The sequence below is a fragment of the Micromonospora sp. ATA51 genome (assembly GCF_016802855.1).
Lineage (GTDB): Bacteria > Actinomycetota > Actinomycetes > Mycobacteriales > Micromonosporaceae > Micromonospora > Micromonospora sicca.
In genome coordinates, this window is the sequence record NZ_JAEVHJ010000045.1 from 16,409 (window position 1) to 31,140 (window position 14,732).

At 73.8% G+C, this 14,732-nt stretch carries 16 protein-coding genes and 1 pseudogene; 11 read left to right on the top strand and 6 right to left on the bottom strand.

The genetic code is table 11. The features are described 5' to 3' along the window. The first annotated feature begins 113 nt into the window (after positions 1 to 113). On the top strand, positions 114 to 698 hold the full coding sequence (locus JNW87_RS10520) for a response regulator transcription factor (protein ID WP_109803852.1): 585 nt from the start codon (positions 114 to 116) through the stop codon (positions 696 to 698). Positions 699 to 716: 18 nt separating this feature from the next. Here the strand turns inward: JNW87_RS10520 and JNW87_RS10525 are convergent, their stop codons facing one another. Further along, positions 717 to 2,489, bottom strand: coding sequence for an ATP-binding cassette domain-containing protein (locus tag JNW87_RS10525; protein ID WP_109803851.1), 1,773 nt, complete (start codon positions 2,487 to 2,489; stop codon positions 717 to 719). Further along, positions 2,486 to 2,635 (bottom strand): hypothetical protein, encoded by a 150-nt coding sequence (locus JNW87_RS10530; protein ID WP_238453586.1) that lies wholly within the window; start codon positions 2,633 to 2,635, stop codon positions 2,486 to 2,488. The genes JNW87_RS10525 and JNW87_RS10530 overlap by 4 nt, the downstream gene beginning before the upstream one ends. Between JNW87_RS10530 and JNW87_RS10535 the strand changes: the two genes are divergently transcribed. Next, positions 2,624 to 2,992 carry a hypothetical protein gene (locus JNW87_RS10535; protein ID WP_238453587.1) on the top strand — a complete coding sequence of 123 codons (369 nt, stop codon included), beginning with the start codon at positions 2,624 to 2,626 and terminating at the stop codon, positions 2,990 to 2,992. The genes JNW87_RS10530 and JNW87_RS10535 overlap by 12 nt on opposite strands. A gap of 17 nt (positions 2,993 to 3,009) precedes the next feature. Here JNW87_RS10535 and JNW87_RS10540 read toward each other — a convergent pair. The 4 genes and pseudogenes from JNW87_RS10540 to JNW87_RS10555 all read right to left on the bottom strand — a co-directional run. Continuing rightward, positions 3,010 to 4,212, bottom strand: a pseudogene (locus JNW87_RS10540) (ABC transporter transmembrane domain-containing protein); the annotation flags it as partial. A gap of 75 nt (positions 4,213 to 4,287) precedes the next feature. After that, positions 4,288 to 4,407 carry a SapB/AmfS family lanthipeptide gene (locus tag JNW87_RS10545; RefSeq protein ID WP_013734295.1) on the bottom strand — a complete coding sequence of 40 codons (120 nt, stop codon included), beginning with the start codon at positions 4,405 to 4,407 and terminating at the stop codon, positions 4,288 to 4,290. Positions 4,408 to 4,413: 6 nt separating this feature from the next. Continuing rightward, positions 4,414 to 7,017 carry a class III lanthionine synthetase LanKC gene (gene lanKC / locus JNW87_RS10550; RefSeq protein ID WP_109803904.1) on the bottom strand — a complete coding sequence of 868 codons (2,604 nt, stop codon included), beginning with the start codon at positions 7,015 to 7,017 and terminating at the stop codon, positions 4,414 to 4,416. Positions 7,018 to 7,111: 94 nt separating this feature from the next. Continuing rightward, positions 7,112 to 7,432, bottom strand: coding sequence for a hypothetical protein (locus JNW87_RS10555; RefSeq protein ID WP_236648205.1), 321 nt, complete (start codon positions 7,430 to 7,432; stop codon positions 7,112 to 7,114). Positions 7,433 to 7,737: 305 nt separating this feature from the next. On the opposite strand from JNW87_RS10555, the gene JNW87_RS10560 reads away from it, so the two are divergent. From JNW87_RS10560 to JNW87_RS10600, 9 genes are all read left to right on the top strand, one after another. After that, a complete protein-coding gene (locus tag JNW87_RS10560) occupies positions 7,738 to 7,968 on the top strand; it encodes a hypothetical protein (protein WP_238453588.1) in 231 nt (76 codons plus the stop codon). Further along, positions 7,965 to 8,726: a hypothetical protein gene (locus tag JNW87_RS10565; protein WP_238453589.1), complete on the top strand. Its 762-nt coding sequence runs from the start codon at positions 7,965 to 7,967 to the stop codon at positions 8,724 to 8,726. The genes JNW87_RS10560 and JNW87_RS10565 overlap by 4 nt, the downstream gene beginning before the upstream one ends. Positions 8,727 to 9,103: 377 nt before the next feature. Continuing rightward, the gene (locus JNW87_RS10570) at positions 9,104 to 9,907 is read left to right on the top strand and encodes an N-acetyltransferase (RefSeq protein ID WP_238453590.1); all 804 of its coding nucleotides are present in this window, start codon (positions 9,104 to 9,106) and stop codon (positions 9,905 to 9,907) included. A 14-nt stretch (positions 9,908 to 9,921) separates the two neighbouring features. After that, positions 9,922 to 10,155 (top strand): hypothetical protein, encoded by a 234-nt coding sequence (locus JNW87_RS10575; protein ID WP_109803847.1) that lies wholly within the window; start codon positions 9,922 to 9,924, stop codon positions 10,153 to 10,155. Positions 10,156 to 10,409: 254 nt separating this feature from the next. Continuing rightward, positions 10,410 to 11,126 (top strand): nitroreductase family protein, encoded by a 717-nt coding sequence (locus tag JNW87_RS10580; RefSeq protein ID WP_201749834.1) that lies wholly within the window; start codon positions 10,410 to 10,412, stop codon positions 11,124 to 11,126. A 705-nt stretch (positions 11,127 to 11,831) separates the two neighbouring features. Further along, complete coding sequence (locus JNW87_RS10585; protein WP_109803845.1) at positions 11,832 to 12,326, top strand: hypothetical protein; 495 nt, start codon at positions 11,832 to 11,834, stop codon at positions 12,324 to 12,326. Between the two features lie 120 nt (positions 12,327 to 12,446). Then, a complete protein-coding gene (locus JNW87_RS10590; protein WP_109803902.1) occupies positions 12,447 to 12,884 on the top strand; it encodes a VOC family protein in 438 nt (145 codons plus the stop codon). Between the two features lie 106 nt (positions 12,885 to 12,990). After that, positions 12,991 to 14,049, top strand: a complete 1,059-nt coding sequence (locus JNW87_RS10595; RefSeq protein ID WP_109803844.1) for a S8 family peptidase — start codon at positions 12,991 to 12,993, stop codon at positions 14,047 to 14,049. Positions 14,050 to 14,429: 380 nt separating this feature from the next. After that, a partial coding sequence (locus JNW87_RS10600; RefSeq protein WP_238453591.1) for a hypothetical protein occupies positions 14,430 to 14,732 on the top strand: 303 nt, incomplete at its 3' end.

Genomic DNA, 14,732 nt, shown 5'->3' on the forward strand with positions numbered 1-14,732 from the left:
CGGGTCCGCCGGCCATGTCCCGGGCCCGCCCCGTAGCCGTGCAGGACCCCAAGGTGCGTGTTTGAATGCTGACGTTGAGTGATCGATGCTGAAGATGCGCAGGAAGGTCCACCGTGATCCGTACCCTGCTCGCCCTGGAGGGTGCCCTGGTTCGGGGCGCGCTGTCCTGCGTCCTCGCCGCGGAGGAGGACATCAGCGTGGTCGCGGAGGTGGATCGCGGCGACGCGGTCCGCCCGGCGGTACAGGCACAACGCCCTGACGTGGTGGTGGCCGATCTGGACCTCATCGCCGAGGACGTGCCCGGCCCGGTCGGCCCGTGTCCCCTCCTGGTGCTCGCCCACCCCCGCAGGGCGCGGGGGCTGCGCGGCATGCTGTCCGCGACGCGGATGGTCGGCATCCTCGGCAGCGACGTGGGCCCGCAGCGGGTGGTGGAGGGGATCCGGCGGTTGTTCCGCCGCGAGCCCGTGCTCGACGCGGACCTCGTCGTCGCCGCGCTGCGCCCGGACGGGCCGCTGACCAGCCGCGAGATCGAGGTCCTCAGGTTGACCGCGGCGGGGGCGCCGGTGGCGGAGGTCGCCGCGTCGCTGGGGCTCGCCCGCGGCACCGTCCGCAACCACCTCGCTCGGATCGCCCGTAAGGCGGGCGCGCGTACCCGGGTGGAAGCCGTGCGTGTCGCCCGGGAGGCGGGCTGGATCTGAGCACCCGGCGGCGGTGGCTCACACCCGCCCGGCGGGCGCCGCGCCGGGCGGCACCGGGACGTCGTCCCAACAACCGACGAGTAGTCGGTAGGTCGCCGAGCGGGCCAGTAGTTGCTCGTGCGTACCGACGACCGGCTTGTCGCCGTCGAGCACCAGCACCCGACGGGCCCGGATCGCGGAGCTGATCCGGTGCGCGATTACCACCAGGGTGCCTGCCCGCTGCGCGAAGGCGCCCTCGACCGTCGACTCCAACGCCGGGTCCAGGTGGCAGGTCGCCTCGTCGAGGATGGTCAGTGGGGCGGCCGTCAGCCAGGCCCGGACGGCGGCGATGAGCTGCCGTTCGCCGGCGGAGAGCAGGGCGGGCGCGACGGGCGCGGCCAGCCCGCCCAGGCGGGTGGCGAGCGCGCGGGCGCCGAGCGCGTCGAGGCCGGCCTCCAGGGCGGCGTCGTCGGCGTCGGGCCGCAGGTAGCGGAGGTTGTCGGCGAGCGAGCCGGTGAAGACGTACGCCTCCTGCGGCACCAGCACCCGCATCCGGGCGAGCACCTCCGGTTCGGCGCCGGCGACCGCCGCGCCGGCCAGGTGGACGGTGCCGGCCTGCGGGGGCACCAGTCCGGCCATCAGCGCGGCCAGGGTGGACTTGCCCGCGCCGCTCGGCCCGACCACGGCGAGGTGGTCACCGTCGGCCAGGGTCAGCGAGAAGTCCTCCAGTACCGGCTGGGCGAGCAGGCCGTAGCGGAAGGTCAGTCCGCGGATCCGCACCGCGGGCACCGGACCGGCCGGTCCCGTCGACCGGCCGGGGCTCGGTGCCCGGACGGCCGGGGCCGGCGGGCGGTGGTCGTCGGGCGTCGGGCAGGTGCGCAGGATGTTCTCCAGGGTGACCGCGTACCGCAGGCCGCCACCGCCGACGCCCTGCACCAGGGTGTGCAGGGCGGGTTGCAACCCGGTGGCGACGTAGATGAGCGCGCCGAGCACGGCGCCGGCGCTCAGGCCGCGCTCGACCAGCCACGGCGCGGCCAGGAGCAGCACCACCAGCGGCAGCCAGCCGCCGATGCCCAGGCTGAGACTGCGTACCGCGGCCATCCGGGCCACGGTCCGTTCGGCGTGGGCCTGTGCCGACACCCGTACCTCCACGTCGGCCACGACGCGAGCCTGCGCCCCGCAGGCGAGCACGTCCCGGTGCCCGGTCAGGGCGGCCGCGGCCGACTGGCCGAGCTGTTCACCGGCTCGGACGTACGCGCGCTGGTGCCCGACCATCGCCGGCAGCGCGGTGACGAACACGGCCAGACCGACGACCAGCGGCGCGGCGGCCAGCGCCGCCACCACCGGGGCCAGGGCGAACAGGCCGAGCAGGGCCGCGCCGGCGGCGAACAGGAAGCCGCGGGTCACCATCAGCAGGCCACCGAAGGTGTCCCGGACGATCTCCACCTGGTGGGTCAGCCGGGCCAGCGCCGCGCTGTCCGGACGACCGCCGGCCCGGGTGGCCTCGCGGAGCGCGGCGTGGACCACCCGCCCGGCCAGCTCGTCGCGGAACGGCTCGACCACGGCGCCGAGGCTCCGGTACGCCCGACCCGTGGCGGCCGCGCCGACGAGTACGGCCACGGCGAGGGCACCCAACCAGGCCAGGCCGGTGAGGAGGCGTCCGGCCAGGAAACCCTCGTCGACGGCGCGGGCGACCAGATAGCCGGACAGCAGCGCGGGCAGCGCCTCCACCAGTGACCAGCCGCAGAGCCGGGTGAGGTCCCGTCCTCGGGCACGCAGCGCCCGCCAGGTCACCCGGCGTACGCCGCTCACGAGCCGTCACCGGCCGGCAGGAAGACCGCCCGGTAGGCCGGGTCCACCCAGAGCCGCCGGTGCGGAGCCAGGCCGCGCAGCCGGCCGCCGTCGAGCCAGGCGACGAGGTCGGCCGCTTCGGCGGTCGCGGCCCGATGGGTGACCACCAGGCGGGTACGCTCGCCGGCTCGCCCGGCCACCGCCTGCGCGATCCGGTGTTCGGTCGCGGTGTCCAGGCTGGACGTGGCGTCGTCCAGGATGAGCAGGCGCTCCGCGGCGAGGGCGCGGGCCAGTCCGAGTCGCTGGGCCTCACCGCCGGAGAGCGGCGTGTCCTCCAGCGGGGTGCGGAAGCCGTCGGCAGTCGGGCGACGACGTCGGCGACCGCCGCCGTACGGGCCGCGCTCAGGACCGGTGGCGTGGCCGGGCTGCCGTCGGCCGGCGGTGACGCCGAGCCGGCCGGCAGCGCCAGCCCGATCGCGTCGTGGACCGTCGCACCGATCAGCACCGGCCGGCCGAAGGCGTAGCCCACCGCCCGGCGCAGTGCCGCCCGGTCCAGCTCGCGCAGCGGCACCCCGTCCAGCCGCACCTCACCGACGTCCGGGTCGTGCAGCCGTCCCGCCACCGCGGCGAGCGTGGACTTGCCCGCGCCCGACGTCCCGACGACGGCGACGGTCGCGCCGGCCGGGACATCCAGGTCGACGCCCGCCAGGATCGGCCGGCCGTCATCGCCGTGCACGCTCACCCCGCGCAGCCGGAGCCCGCCGCGGCCCGGCGGAAGCGTCCGGTCGCCGTCGGCCACGACGGGTCGGGCCAGCAGTTCGGCGACCCGGTCTGCGCCCGCCCGGCTGCGGACCAGATGGTTCAGCGTGGCGAGCACCCCGCCCAGTCCGGCGCCCATGGCCGCGTACCGGACCGCGGAGACCAGCTGCCCCGGGGTGAGCCAGCCGGCGGTCAGGGCGTACCCGCCGACCGCGATCACGGTGAGCTGCAACAGCGGCGCCACCGCCGAGGTACGCGCGCTGGCCCGGGCCAGCAGCTCCCAGCCGCGGCGGCCGTGCCGGCCGAGCTCCGGCAGGGCGGCCAGCACCCGGTCCTCCTCGCGGCGGGTGGTCGCCGCGGCGGCGATGGTCCGGGCCCCGGTCAGCGACTCCAGCAGTCGGCCGGCGATCGCGCCCAGGGCCTGTTGGTATCCGGCGGTGGCGGCCGAGGCGTCGGTGACGAAGGCGCGCATCAGCACGGCGAGCAGGCCGAGACCGGCGAGCAGGGTGGCGCCCAGCACCGGCTCCAGGACGGTGAGCGCGACGACGCTGCCGAGCGGCGGCAGCACCGTCACCACCGCCAGCACCACCGAGTTGCCGGCCTGTCCCGCGTCGGCTGCCTGGCCGACCAGCCGGCCGACGAGATCACCCACCGGGTGACGGCGGGTGGCGCGCACGTCCAGCGCGAACAGGTGCCGGAGCAGGTGCCGGCGGAGCCGGGCGGTGGCCCGCGCGGCACCGTATCCGCCGGCCAGGTCGCTGAGGGTGTCGGTGCAGACGAGGACGACGACCAGGCCGCAGGCCGACACCGCCCACCAGCGGGAGTCGCCGGCAAGGGCGGCGTCGACGGCGCGGCCGAGGGCCGCGGGTAGCAGCAGTTCGGCGGCCGCGCCGGTCAGCGCGACCGCCGCGAGCACGGCCGTCCAGCCGCCGCCCTCCCGGACCGTCCGCCGGAGCAACCCGTCTCCCGCGGCCAACGTCTGCATCGGTCCTCCCGGTGTGGCGGCGGTTGCCCCGGGTGGGCACGTCTACCCACCCAGGGCCCCGCGTGGTGCCCGCGATCAGTTGCAGGTCGTGACGGAGAGCGAGCTGTCGCCGCAGAGCAGCAGGCTCGCCCGGCTACCGCCACCCGTACGGTCGGCCGGAGCCATCTCCAGGCCCTGAAGGTCCAGAAGCGCCATGTCGTGTCACCCCCTTTCCGCTGGTCGGTCGATCCGGTCGCCCCCGCTGCCGCGGGGGAGTCTCTGCGCGCCCGGCAACGGCGCGAGGAAGGGCAGCACCGGCGGCTGGTCGTGCTGCGCGCAGGCCAGCGCGTACAGCACTCCGGCGGTGCCGGTGCCGAGGTCCATGGACAGCCGCAGCAGCTGCTCGCCGGGGAAGGCAACCCCGTCCCGGTACGGCAGAGCGTGCCAGGCCAGTCGTTCCCGCTGCGCGGCGAGCTCCCGCCGCTGGTCGGCGTCGTCCGCCGAGGCGGCGAGGTACGCGATGATGCCGGCCCGCCCGGCGAACAGCCCGGCCTGCGCGTAGAACGGTGACCGCGCCGCGCGGCGAATCCCGGCGCTCGCCTCGGTGAACCGTTCCTCGGCGCGGTGGCGCAGGTACTGGTCGAGGACCAGCCCGATGCCGACGCTGCCGTGCGCCAGGTACGGCATGGTCCGCCAGCCCTCGTTGACCTCAAGCGCGCCGTCGGGGCGTACCACGCACCGGCGCAGGTCCTGGCGCAGCGCCGTGGCGGCGTGCTCCAGCAGCGTCTCGTCGCCGCTCAGCTCGTGCAGCCGCAGCAGCATCAGCGCCGCGCCGGTCCGGCCGCGCAGCAGCCCGGCGTACGGGTGCCGCCCGCCGCTGACGTCGGGGCCCGGGTCGTCGGCGAGCCGGTCGACGACCTGCTCGGCGGCCCGCCACGCGGCGTCGCGCAGCGACGTCTCCCCGGTGCGCCCGGCCAGCTCGGCCAGGTTGAGGGCGATCCCGGACAGGCCGCTCGCCAGGCTGTGGTCCAGCCCGTCCCAGGGCTGCCGGAGGCAGATGTCGAGCACGTCCAGCGCGTCCTGTCGGCGCCCGAGGTGTTCCAGCGCGTACGCGACACCGTGCAGCCCGTCGTAGAAGCCGCAGCGGGTCCCGGACGGGGGCGAGCTCGCCCGCCGCACCAGCCAGTCCTCGTGTTCCGGCCAGCGCCCGGCGCCACTGGCGGCCAGTGCGTACAGGACCCCGGCGGCTCCGTGGCCGAGGTTGAGGCCGCCGCTGCGGAACTGCTCGATGTCGCCGGGGAAGAGCCGGTCGTCCCGCTGGGGTGTGGCGCTGGCCAGGATCGCCGTGGTCAACCGCTGCCGCACCGCCGGCCAGTCGCCCGGATCGAGCGCCGGCTGCGGGTCGTGCGCGCCACCGCGGGTGGAGCCGGTGATCTCCTCGACGGCCGGGTCCAGGAAGGACCGGGGCACCGGGAGGTTGGCGGTGACGATGTCGGCCAGGTGCGCCGCCTTCGCCGGGGCGAGCCGGACGAGCTGGGTCAGCGGCAGGAACAGCGCCAGCCGCAGGCAGGCCAGGGCGTACCGGTCCACCGCCGGCCCGGTCCGGTCCCGCGGGGCCGCGAAGCCCTGGTTGCGCAGGCCGGGCCGGCGGTGTCCGGCGATGGGCGCGGCGACCTCGAAGTCGACCAGGGCGACCCGGTCGTCGGGGCGGACCATGATGTTGAACAGGTGCAGGTCGCCGTAGACCAGGCCCCGGTCGTGGATCGCCGCGATCAGCGACTCGACCTGTTCGTGGATGTGCCGGGCCCATCGGACGTACGCCGCCCGGTCCTCGTCGGTCGCGTCGGCGTCGATCAGTGGGTACCGGTCGACCAGCACCTTGTTGAGCGGGCGGCCCTCGATGAACTCCAGCGCCAGGAACCGGTGCTCGCCGAGGGTGAACTCGTCGTGCACCCGCGGCACCTGCGGCAGGTCGGCGAGCTGGCGCAGGGCGGCCGCCTCCCGGGCCAGCCGGGCGACGGCGTCGGTGGCGTCGGCGTCCAGGCCGGTGTGCGGCCGGGCCTCCTTCAGCACCACCTCCGTGTCGGTACGCAGGTCGCGGCCCACGTACAGCCCGCCGCCGTTGGAGAAGTGGATCACCCGCTCGATCCGGTAGGGCACCTCGTCGGTGCTGGTCGCGCTCCGGGCGGCCAGGTGCGGGCCGAGGAAGTCGGGCAGGGTGATCCAGTCCGGCACGTGGAAGACCGGGTCCCGGCGGTCGGGCACCAGCGCCCCGGAGCCGTCCTCGATGGCCGGTACCACCTGGCCGTCGGGGGAGTGGCAGTAGCGGGCGGCGAAGCCGCCGTAGCGCACGTACACCGGGCCGGCGCCGTAGCGCAGGTCGCTGAGGATGTACGGCCCGGACTCGCCGGCGAGCAGTTCGTCGAGTTCCTTGCAGGCCAGCTCCAGCTCCGCGTCGTCGCGGGGGTAAACCGTGATGAACTTGCCGCTGGCGGCGCGGGCGGCGTACTTGGAGTTGCGCAGCAGCAGCGTGCGGGGGCCGCGCAGGAACTTGAAGGACAGGCCACGGGGGACGCAGTACGCCCAGACGGCGTCCAGCACCCGCTCGGCGTTCGCCAGGCCCGCGGACACGTGGATCTTCCAGCCCTGCTGCGGCAGCGAGCCGCCCTCGGGCGCGTAGATCAGCCAGTCGTCGAGCGGCTCGCGTCGCCAGCCGGTCGGGACCGGCCGCTCGGCGGCCGGGAAGGCCGGCTGCGCGACCGCGCTGCCGAGCGAGTCGTAGAACAGCCGATCCGCGGCGCAGTAGCTGTCGTAGCGCTCGTCCACCGTCACGACTCCCCTCGCGAACTCGGCCGGCTGCCTCCTCCGGCGACGGATTCGAGTCTCATCGACGGAACAGGCCCGGCCACAGTGCGCTTGGTCATGACGCTCGATGCGTCACGCACGGGTACTCATGACAAAAGTCAGACCCCACCCGTGCGGTGGCGACCGGGGCGGCGCGTCCGCCGATTGCGCGACGCGCGGCGCCCGGCCCACCCACGTCGACCAGGTCGAGGTCGGTGCGGCCGCTCAGCGCCGCCGACAACGCTGCGGACAGCCCGTACGCCCCGACGGGGATCCCGCCGCCGATGGCCTTGCCGATGGTCACGACGTCGGGATCCAGTCCCCACGCGGCGGTCGCGCCACCCGGGCCGGCGGAGAAGGTGTGGGTCTCCGTTGATGAGGTAGGTGCCGTGCGCACGGGTCAGCTCCCGAACCCCGGCCAGGTAGCCCGGCTCGGGCAGGACGATGCCGATGTTGGTCAACGCCGGCTCCATCAGCACGACGGCGACGTCGCCGTGGGCGAGTTTCCGGGCCAGGCCCTCGAGGGCGGGCGAGGCCGCGCCGGTCGTGCTGCCACGACGCCTGACTCGGCGTGTCGGAGGCTCATCGACTGACCGCTTTGGGCAACAATCGACGATTGTGGTGGGCGTTGTGGGACGACTCGGGAGGGTGCCCGTGCAGCGGCGTGGCGGCCGACGATTCGCCCGCGCGGCGGTACGTGGGATGCTCCTGCTCGGTGGCGTCGTCGCCGTCTGGGGCGCCTACGACGCCGTCAGGCACGACACCGCGTACGCCGTCGACGAACCGGGCTCGGGCATCGTCGGGGACCTCCTCGGCGGCGCCGGGGCGATGGTCGACAGTGTCCTCTCCGGCCCGCCCGCCCCCGTGTCCGGCCGGCGACGGTCGACCACAGCCGCGCGAGGACCGGCGCGACGCGCGAGCCGGGGCCCGTGACCGCGGGGAGAGCGGTCACCCGCGAGCCTGCCAGCGAGTCCGACCCGGCGGTGCGGGTCCCGCCCGCCGACCTGTCGGCGGCGGTGGCGCCGGTGCGTCGCCTCGTGGGCCGGTCGACCGGCGCGGGGTCGGCGGGAGCCGTCGAGGTCGTCGCGCCCGTGACGCGTCCGGTCGTGGCCGCCGCGGCTCCGGTGGTGCAGGCGGTCGCCGGCACGGGAATTCTCGAACCCGTTGACGCCGTTCTCCGGCCGGTGACCGAGCCGATCGTCCGGACACTGCATCCCGTCCTCGCCCCGGTGCTGGGGCTGACCGGGCCGATCCTCGGCCAACCGGCGGTTCCACCCGGCGACCCGGCCGACCCGCGGCCCCAGCCTGCCGGCGCGGTGCCCACCACCACTCCAGGCGACACCGGCCACGCCATCCGGATGCCCGCTGTCATCCCGACGGACCCGGCAGCTGCGCCGGCCATCCCGTCCCGGGACGTGACGGTGCCGTGTCGAAGCGGCGGCGAACGGGCCGCGGGTGCTGCTGACGTGGGTCGTGGCCCCGGGCGCGCCGAGGGGCGCGGCACGGGCGGCCTGACGACGCTCTCGTCCGGCAGCGCGACCGGTTCGGCTGCCGCAGCCGCCGGTACGCCCACGGCAGCCGACACCTCACCGCACCCGTGGACGCCGGAGCTGGCATCCCGGCGCTGCGCTTCGTCCCGGTGCGACATGTCCGCCCAGCGATCGCCCCAGCCCGGCACCAGACCTGCCTGATCGACGCCTCGGCGTCACCACGCCCGGCCACGGCTGCCCCCGAGCACGAACCGGCCGGCGACAGCGGCGCGGTCACGGCCGCACCCAGATATTCGCCGGTCCCGGGCGCCGGGGTGCTGATCCGCCGGCGGCGAACGGCAGCACCCGGCGCGCCGCGCCCCACGTACCTCCACCGCGCGGCCCTCGTGCGGCGACCCAGGACCGTCCCGCACGTCCGATCAGCTGGTTGCACGCCCGCGCTGATCGGTCACGCGACGCCGGTCCGTACCGGCACGCCCGCTCCAGGGGCGGGCGACCTCGCCCGACCACACACCCTCGCCTCGTGTGGCGGCCGGCCCGCCCTCGGGCAACAACGCCTGATCCACAGGAGATCGTCCATGGCAGCCATTCCGCCCGCGGTTCCCGCCCGCTGGTGCGACACCACCCACATTGCGGGCCTCGTCGCCGACGCCCTGCACTCCTCGGCGATCGGCGCGTGGCTCGTGCCCGACGACGACCGGCGACGCCAGGTCCTCACCGCCATCTCCGCAGTCTGGGTCGAACACGCCCTGCTCTTCGGTGAGGTCTACCTGCTCGTCGACCGCTCCGCCACCGCCGTCTGGTTCCACCGCCACCGTCCCATTCCGCCACCGGCCGGCTACCGCGAACGGCTCGCCCATGCCTGCGGGGACCACCTGGACCGCTTCCGGGCCCTGGACCGAGTCCTCAAAGCTCACCGTCCCGCCGACGCCCACAACCATCTCGCCTTCCTCGCGGTCCCGTCGGCCACCTGGCGTCACGCCCGCGCCACCGCCCTGCTCGCCCGCAGCCTCGTCCGGATGGATCGCCTCGTGCCTTCCTACGTGGGAGGCCACCACTCTCGCCGAGGCTGCCCTCTACGTTCGCCACGGCTTCACCGCCTGCGATCCGTTCGTGCTCCCCGACGGCACGACGGTCCACGCACTGTGGCGTCGACCGGCGGGACGCTGCGTTGCCCCGGCGGTGCGATCGCCGACCAGCCGACCCGGATGGACCTGGGGCAGATGCGAGTAACGACATCGCGAACGGGGCAAGCCGGGACGCCCTCCTGCCGGCCGATCCTCGCGGCGCCCGGGCCGCGCCTCGATGCCGGTTCAGCAGCGAGGGCGCCCGCCCTCCCCGCGCAGCTGATCATTCCCGCTCGCCCGGCCGTCGATAGTTGATCAGGAGAGAAGGCATGGACAACGCGGTGATCTGGATACCCGCCGACATCGACCCCGTCGAGCCCGCCGTCGCGAAGTGCCTGGACTACAGCCGCCGGCGCGGTTACCGCCTGGAGGGCATCGTCCGCGGACCGTGGGAGTCCGTGCGCTGCATGGTGACGAACCGTGCGGTGGATGTGCTGATCGTCGCCGACCCGGCGGACCTGCCGTCGGCTCCGATACCACGAATTGAGGTCGCCGACGGCTAGGCAATTGGGCAGGTGCTTGACGTCGAGCAGACCCGGCGTCGCACTGCCATCGACCTCGGGATGCCCACCTTCGCCCAGATCGCCATCCGCACCACTGAGGTTGAGGAGCCGCTCCATGATTCGCCCGTTCACCGACCAACTGGTCCATCACCTCGTGGAGCAGGCGGAGGCCGATCGCATGCACAGGCCGAGGAACAGCGCTGCCGCCTGCCGCAGATCGAAGTGCGATCCGGATCACCTGTTGCTTCTTGTGCGTGCTGAAGACGGTAGAGAGGTGGTTGCCGTCGAGTGAGAGGACGAAAGACGTGGATGTGTATAAAGCTGTAGACAGCCGCCGGGCTGTGCGGGTGTTCAGCGATGAGCCGGTATCCAAAGAGATACTCGAACGAGTGCTGGTTGCAGCGACGCGGGCTCCGTCGAGTGGGAACCTCCAGCCGTGGCATGTGTATGTCGTGACCGGTGAGCCCTTGGCCGAACTGAAGAAGCGCGCGACGGCCAGGGCATTGGCGGGAGACACGGGTGATGAGCGGGAGTATCCGATGTACCCGGCCCAACTGGCCTCGCCGTATCTGGACCGCCTTTCCGCCGCGGCTGCCCAGCGGTACAAAGCGCTGGGAATCGTGCGCGACGACCCCGACAGGCCCATGAAAATCGCCGCCTTGAACTCGGAGGCGTTCGGGGCGCCGGTCGTACTGTTCTGCTACCTCGACCGGACGATGGGGCCCGGACAGTGGGGGGACGCGGGGATGTACTTGCAGACGGTCATGCTGTTGCTAAGGGCGGAAGGGTTGCACAGCTGCCCCCAGGTGATGTGGACGATGTATCGCAAGACTGTCAGCCAGATAGTCGGAGCCGATGACGGGCTCGTACTGTTCTGCGGTGTCGCGGTGGGATTCGAGAAGGAAGGCGTGCCACGGCTGCGTACCGGGCGGGCGGACATGACAGAAACAGTGAGCTTCATCGGAGTGTGACGGGGCATGTCGGTGTGGCGACGACGAACCTCCACATCAGCTGAACAAGCGCGGCCGGGGCGTCAAGAGCGGGGATGATCATCGTGACGGGCCGACGACTGCATGGCCTCGGACCGGACTCTCGCAACCCGTAGTGCAGAGAAGCTTGCGTCAGATGCTCGCTCCTCCGGCCCGAGCCGTCCCAGCGAGACCGACTGATCGAGATCCGCGACAACCCGCTCGATCGGATCGCCGAAGCTCAGCGCGGGGGCTGGCTCGGCGAGGTCGAGGGCCTGGAGATCAGCCTGGCCGGCGCCGAGGACAAGCTGGCTCAACTCGATGCCGCTCTCAAGCCCTCAGTCATCCACCTGGGCCTGCCCACCTTCGGCCAGATCGCCGGACGCTTCCGCACCTCCTGATCATCCCCTCTCAGAACCTGGCAGAGGGGCTGATCGGTTTCGCTCTCTGAGCCCAGCGAGGCGGAGCGAACCGGTAGTTCGGAGAAGGCGGTCGCGGCGTGACGGTCACCGCCGATTGCGGAGGGGACGCAGGTGAATGTAACGGTGGCCGCGATCACGCCGCCTGCGTTGGTGGCAGGGATGGAGGTCGACCAGGCAGCCGACGCGGTGGTCGGTTTCCGCGCTGGCGACATCTGGATCGGGCGGAAGCGTGGCCGGTGGCAGTCCGTGGGAGTCGGCGCCGGTCAGCCCGCGTCGAAGGGGCGTCATGGTGCTTGAGCTGTCCGCGATCGCACGCGAGCGTGTGGTGCTGGCGACCGTTGCCGATGTGATCGTGGCCGCGGCGGCCGGCAGGGGTCTGCGAGTTGCGGTGGTCTGCCCTGACTCGCAGGTCACCTTCGTCGGTCACCTGACCCGTGCGCTGCACGCCCGGGGCCGGGCCGGCCGCTGCGTAGCCTCCACACCGACTCCGGCAGGCGTCGACCGCCGGCAGTCGGCTGATCCCGTGCCGGGCCACTCGACGGTCATGGTGATCACCTGTGGGGCGTGCGCGCCGGGCCCCGACGAGGTTTGCCGCGTCACCATCCGCGTCACCACCGATGCCCCGACCGCATCGGCGACGGACGACTCCCACCGGCAGCCGAGCGACCCGCACCCGGATGCCGACCCGGACCCGGACATCGTTCTCGACTACCACGATCCGAGCGGGCCGACGATCCGCCAGATCGTGCCCCGGCTGTCGCCGCCACCTGCCCCGCGATAGCCGCTGTCGCTCCCGGTACGCCGTCGTCGCCGGCGACCACCGGCGGCGACCGACGATGGTCCGACCGAAGCTGGCCGCGTGCCGGTTGCCCTGGGGAAGTGGCTGGTGAAAGCTGACCAGATGGCCGACGCGTGGACCATGACCTTCGACAGCGCGGACCCACCGGCCCTGGCCGCCTTCTGGAAGACGGCGCTGGGCTACGTCGACGCGGCGCCCCCGTCGGGCTTCGCCGACTGGGAAGCGTTCCTCCGCCACTTCGGCGTTGCCGAGGACGAGTGGGGCGACGCCGCCTATCTTGAGGACCCGGCCGGGCGGGGACCGCGGATCTCGTTCCTCAGGGTTCCTGAGCCGAAGGTGGCCAAGAACCGGATCCACCTCGACATTCAGGCCGGCGGCGGGCGCGGGGTGCCCTGGGAGGTGCGGGCGCCGCGGGTACGGGCTGCGGTCCAGCGGCTGGTGGCAGCGGGCGCAACGGTGCTGCGTGAGGATGTTGTGGACGGCCGGCTCGACCACGTGGTGATGGCCGACCCGGAGGGCAACGAGTTCTGCGTGGTCTGATCGCCGAGCGGACCGGCCGGGCTCAATGCCTTCGTCCGCTGTTGCGTCTGGCGGCTCCTCACCGATGGCATAGCTGAACCGTTGTCGCATCCTGAGGAGATATCTCATGTCGATCGCCCGGTTACTCGCCGGCGCCGCGGTGGCCACCGCCCTCGTGGCCGTCGCCGCAACGCCCGCGCAGGCGGCTGTCAACGATCCGTTGTACGACAAGCAGTGGGGCCTGCGGCAGATCCATGCCGAACAGGCCTGGGGAGCCAGCACGGGAACCGGTGTGGTGATCGCGGTGGTGGACACCGGCGTCGACCTCAGCCACCCGGACCTGAAGTCCAAGCTCGTGCCCGGCGCCACCTTCGTCGACTGCGGGCCGGCCTCCTGCGGCAACGGCGACTGGCGAGGCCCCAACGGCACGGCCGACGCCGGCGACGAGCACGGCACCCACGTGGCGGGCATCGCGGCCGCCGCCACCGGCAACGGTCTCGGTGTCGCGGGCGTCGCCCCCGACGCGGAGGTCATGCCGATCAAGGTGCTGGAGGCGGGCAGCGGCAGCTTCGCCGACATCGCCGCGGGCATCCGCTACGCGGCCGACCACGGTGCCAAGGTGGTCAACCTCAGTCTCGGCGCGCTGCCGGGCTCCCAGGCCCTCACCCTCACCGGGCTCGAGTCCGCCGCCACCGAGGCGATCGCGTACGCGCAGGCGAAGGGCGTCGCCGTCATCGCCGCGGCCGGCAACGAGACGGCGCCCCTGTGCGACACGCCGGCCTGGGAGGCGGGCGCCCTCTGCGTCGCCGCCACCGACCGCAACGAGGTGAAGGCGTGGTACTCGAACCTGGGCGTGAAGGCTGACCTGAAGGCGGTGGCCGCCCCCGGTGGCGCCGGCCTGGTCAACTGCGATGACGACGTGTGGTCCAGCGTCCCGGTCGGCGCCGGCTCGGCGAGCTGCGGGCAGGGGGACTACGACGCCTACGCGGGCACCTCGATGGCGACGCCGTACGTGTCGGGAGTCGCGGCCCTGCTCTTCGCCCAGGGGCGCAGCCTCGACAACGTGTACTCGGTGCTGATGTCGACCGCCCGCACCCCGGTCGTCGGCCTGCGCGGCGTCTACTCGCCGCTGTACGGCTGGGGGATCATCGACGCCCAGGCCGCCGTGGCCGCGCCCCGCACCTGAACGTCGAGCGGAGCGCCCGGCCGCGGGCGGCAACGCAGCCCCAGCTCGGGAACGACATCCTGAGCTGGGGCTTCCCGCTGCGCCGGGCTGACTTCGGGCGATCTCCCGTCGCGCGACGCCCGCGCGATGACTCATCGGGTCGCTCATGGGCAGAGGAGCCGCTCCGCCAGTGGCAGCCGGAGCGGGTCCAGACAGAGGTTGATCAGAACGGGCTCCGGCGACGGTGACCCGGTGGTCGGGGCCGGACCCGTGGTCGGGTCGGTGGTCGGATCCGTGCTCCGGGGCGGCGTCGTGGTCGGGGCCGGGCCGGTGGTCGGCGCAGCAGGGGTGGTCGGGGCCGGCCCGGCGGTCGCGGTCGGGCGGGCAGCCCGAACCGTGACGTGACCGTCGGCGCGGCGGAGGTGGCCCGGCTCGGCGTGCGCGGGCGAAGGACCCTTCCGGCTACACCCGACCCGGCACCGGTCGGCGGAGTGGGCGACTCGCCGGCCGGCGACGCGGGCGCAGAGCTGTCCGGTGTCGTCGACTCGTCGAGGCTCTTCTGGGCGGCGGCGCCGATGGTGTGCGGCGCGCCGGTGGTGGCGACGCCGGCGCCTGCGTTCGCCCGGTACGGCGGGCCGCCGCGCTCCGCGCCGAACGCGCCGACGGGCACCGTCGCGAAGGTCAACGCGACGACCGCGGCGGCG

What these genes read in the sequence shown, in the direction of transcription:
- JNW87_RS10535 (WP_238453587.1), top strand. Translation starts at nt 2,624, where the DNA reads ATGGGTGACCACCAGGCGGGTACGCTCGCCGGCTCGCCCGGCCACCGC.
- JNW87_RS10545 (WP_013734295.1), bottom strand. Translation starts at nt 4,407, where the DNA reads ATGGCGCTTCTGGACCTTCAGGGCCTGGAGATGGCTCCGGCCGACCGT.
- JNW87_RS10560 (WP_238453588.1), top strand. Translation starts at nt 7,738, where the DNA reads ATGCTCCTGCTCGGTGGCGTCGTCGCCGTCTGGGGCGCCTACGACGCC.
- JNW87_RS10570 (WP_238453590.1), top strand. Translation starts at nt 9,104, where the DNA reads ATGGCAGCCATTCCGCCCGCGGTTCCCGCCCGCTGGTGCGACACCACC.
- JNW87_RS10575 (WP_109803847.1), top strand. Translation starts at nt 9,922, where the DNA reads ATGGACAACGCGGTGATCTGGATACCCGCCGACATCGACCCCGTCGAG.
- JNW87_RS10585 (WP_109803845.1), top strand. Translation starts at nt 11,832, where the DNA reads ATGGTGCTTGAGCTGTCCGCGATCGCACGCGAGCGTGTGGTGCTGGCG.
- JNW87_RS10590 (WP_109803902.1), top strand. Translation starts at nt 12,447, where the DNA reads ATGGCCGACGCGTGGACCATGACCTTCGACAGCGCGGACCCACCGGCC.
- JNW87_RS10595 (WP_109803844.1), top strand. Translation starts at nt 12,991, where the DNA reads ATGTCGATCGCCCGGTTACTCGCCGGCGCCGCGGTGGCCACCGCCCTC.